This window comes from Pseudomonadota bacterium (assembly GCA_030860485.1).
Classification (GTDB): domain Bacteria; phylum Pseudomonadota; class Gammaproteobacteria; order JACCXJ01; family JACCXJ01; genus JACCXJ01.
In genome coordinates, this window is record JALZID010000370.1 from 1 (window position 1) to 2866 (window position 2866).

4 protein-coding genes and 1 pseudogene are annotated in these 2866 nt (G+C 63.8%); 2 read left to right on the top strand and 3 right to left on the bottom strand.

Annotated features, from left to right (window positions below):
• The first annotated feature begins 143 nt into the window (after positions 1–143).
• Together M3461_22835 and M3461_22840 are read left to right on the top strand one after the other, a co-directional pair.
• Entirely contained in the window at positions 144–563 is a 420-nt protein-coding gene (locus tag M3461_22835; GenBank protein MDQ3776977.1) for a ribbon-helix-helix protein, CopG family, read from the top strand.
• Positions 454–702, top strand: a complete 249-nt coding sequence (locus tag M3461_22840) for a type II toxin-antitoxin system RelE/ParE family toxin (protein MDQ3776978.1) — start codon at positions 454–456, stop codon at positions 700–702. The genes M3461_22835 and M3461_22840 overlap by 110 nt, the downstream gene beginning before the upstream one ends.
• Before the next feature lie 137 nt (positions 703–839).
• Here M3461_22840 and M3461_22845 read toward each other — a convergent pair whose 3' ends face one another.
• The 3 genes and pseudogenes from M3461_22845 to M3461_22855 form a co-directional block, all read right to left on the bottom strand.
• Positions 840–1337 carry a hypothetical protein gene (locus M3461_22845; protein ID MDQ3776979.1) on the bottom strand — a complete coding sequence of 166 codons (498 nt, stop codon included), beginning with the start codon at positions 1335–1337 and terminating at the stop codon, positions 840–842.
• 235 nt (positions 1338–1572) lie between these two features.
• Positions 1573–2088: pseudogene (locus tag M3461_22850) on the bottom strand (hypothetical protein).
• 167 nt (positions 2089–2255) lie between these two features.
• Positions 2256–2675 (bottom strand): hypothetical protein, encoded by a 420-nt coding sequence (locus M3461_22855; GenBank protein ID MDQ3776980.1) that lies wholly within the window; start codon positions 2673–2675, stop codon positions 2256–2258.
• Between the last annotated feature and the right edge of the window lie 191 nt (positions 2676–2866).

The following is a 2866-nucleotide window of genomic DNA, read 5'->3' on the forward strand; positions in this document are numbered from 1 at the left end:
ATAAATCCGGGTAGCTTGCCCGAATCGGCGCTCCACGTTCAAATCGTTTACACCCACAAAGTAATGAAAGGCCTTGTCAATACAGGCTTTCCGATCGTTAGCTATCAAATCTGTCGGACACTACTGATGATAAAGTATGTTTTATGAGTAATGTGGAACGCATCACCATTACCTTGACTGCCGATATGGCCGCAGCGGTGCACGCCGCTGTGAGCGGTGGCGAGGATGCCTCAAGCAGCGAAATTGTCCGCGAGGCCTTGCGTGACTGGAGACACCGGCGTGTCTTGCGGGAACGCGAACGTGCTGAACTGCGCACGGATATTCAGCACGGTCTGGAGGACATTGAGGCCGGACGGGTCAGAGATGTTGATCCCGCGCGAATCATCGAGAGAGGGGTCGCAAATTCGCAAATTAGCGGGAAGCGAAGCCTCCGCGGCCTGGCCGAAGACGATCTTGCCGAGATCTGGGCCTTTATCGCCGCCGACAATCCCAAGGCGGCAGGCGCGTTTCCGCGAACGCTTCGAGCCCCTCCTTTCCCATCCCGAGCTCGTCCCGGCCCGTGATGACCTGGCCCCCGGCCTGCGCGTCCCCTTTTTCAGGGACTACGCTTTTTATTACCGCTATACCGACACCGAAATCATTATTGTGCGCGTTCTGCACGGCGCCCGCGATGCAAGAGCGCTTCTCGGCAGCGATGAGTAATTCCATGCATCCGCCAGAAGGTCCGCCGGTTGCCCCTTGATGTCGGTGCCTGGATCTGAGAAGGTCGCTTCGTCAAGTCCTGCGGGCCTTCGGGTTTGCGGGACTTGGCGTTTCTGGGGTTGCAACCCCCACCGACCCTAGAGCCGAGCGCACTGATCTTCCTTGTTGCCCTCGACCCTGTTGCGGCCTCCCGTGGGACGACGCCGATTCTCCTTGCACTGGAGATTGCCGTCGATCCTGTTCCGGCTGACCCGGATCGCGCCTCGATTCTCGAAGTACTGGACATCGCCGTTGACGGCGTTCCGGGTCAAGGTCGAACTGCGGCCTTGGACGATCTGGACGCTCCCGCCGATCCTCGAGAGCACGACGCGGACATGCCGGCCGCCCTCCGCCTGAACGTTGCCGACAACGCGGATGCGCGAGGCCCTGAGCGTCGCTGCCCGTTGGACCTTGATCGTGCCCTTGACCCGAGTCCTGTTCAGTGTGCACGTCGCACGGGGCGGGACACGCAGGTTGTCGACCGTGGCCGCGCCGATGCTTCCGCGGCAGGTGCGCTCCTCCGAGGATGCCGGGACGGCTGTAACGGCGGCAAGGATTGAAACTGCCATTGCGGCCAAACCGAGCTTCGTGGTCATACGGATCGCGCATAGGACGTATAAACCGGCGCGTAGGAAGTATAATCCGCCCTTCGGGAGAATCAATGGGTAAGAACCAGGCATCCGTGCCGAGGGGTGAGGAGAAGAGCCTCATCGCCTCGTTAGGTTGAGGTGCCGTGCTCGAGGTCGCGTACCAACGGGCCGTGGGCTTCCTAGCGGGAGCCGGGTGCTCAGGACCAGAGTACGCCTACGATGGCACCGGCCAATAACGTCGTCAGCGTCCCGGAGAGGATGACTTGGGACCGAGGGCGATGATCTCGGCGCGCCGCTCCGGGACCATGGTGCCGAGACCGCCGATCAGGATCCCGAGGCTCCCGAGGTTCGCGAACCCGCACAGGGCATAGGTCATGATCACCGTGCTGCGCTCGCTCAACGCATCCTTCGGTAAGCGCGCGAGGTCGAGATAGGCGACCAGCTCGTTCAGCACCGTCTTGGTCCCCGTGAGGGCACCGGCGGTCCTGGACCTCGCCCCAGGGGATCGGCCACACCAGAGGGGCCATGAGCGTCCCGAGCAGGCGTCGTAAGGTCACGGGCTCGCCGCCGATGTTGGGCAGGACGTCGAGGATGCCGTCCGCGAGGCTCACCATCGCCACGCGACCAAGAGGGCGACGATGTTGATCAAAAGGGCGATGCCGGCGAGCGTGCCGCTGGTGATGGCGTCGATGCTGGAACGTGCGGTCTGTGCCGGCTCGAGCTCGCCCGCGGTGGCTGGCCCCAAGGAAGGCACCATGACGGCGGCGATGAGGAGCGCACCCGGGGTGTTGATGAGCGAGGCGGTCAGGATGTGGCCCATGGCCTCGGGGACCACCTCCCCCAGGATGCTCGCATAGAGGAACATGACCGTCCCGGCGATGGTGGCCATGCCGCAGCTCATGATCGAGAACAGCTCCCCGCGGCTCAAGGCGCCGAGGTAAGGCCGCACCAAGAGCGGCGCCTCCACCATGCCGACGAGCACGTCCGCCGCGGCGGACAGTCCCACGGCACCGCCGATCCCCAGGGTCTTTTCCAGGAGCCCGCGAGAGCCCGCGCACGATGAACGGCAAGACGCGCCAGTAGAAGAGCAGCGACGACAGCGCGCTCACCACCAGGATGAGCGGCAACGCGCGGAAGGCCAGCACGAAGCTCGCTCCTGGTGCGGCCGGGGAAGGGCAAGGGGCCGCCGCCGAGGTAACCGAACACGAAGGCGGTGCCGGCCTCGGTGGCGCGTTCGAGTCCGAGCATCGCCTCGTTGAGTCCCAGGACCCAGCCTTTGATCCAGGGGAGCTTCAGAAAAGCCGCGACCAGCGCAAACTGGAGCGCGAGGCACGCGACAACGATCCACCACGGGAAGGCCCGCCGCTCCTCGCTTACGGCCCACGCCAGCGCGATGAAGACGCACGCCCCCTAGCAGCCTGTCGGACTAAGGTTGAACGGTACAGCGGCGGCGCAGGTGCTGAGCGGGACCATCGTTGGTCGAACGGTCATTGATGCTGTAGGGACGGTGAAATGATGATGATCGGATCGATCCC

Excerpts from the sequence above, each read along its gene's own strand:
- M3461_22845 (MDQ3776979.1), bottom strand. The coding sequence starts at position 1,337 with ATGACCACGAAGCTCGGTTTGGCCGCAATGGCAGTTTCAATCCTTGCC.
- M3461_22835 (MDQ3776977.1), top strand. The coding sequence starts at position 144 with ATGAGTAATGTGGAACGCATCACCATTACCTTGACTGCCGATATGGCC.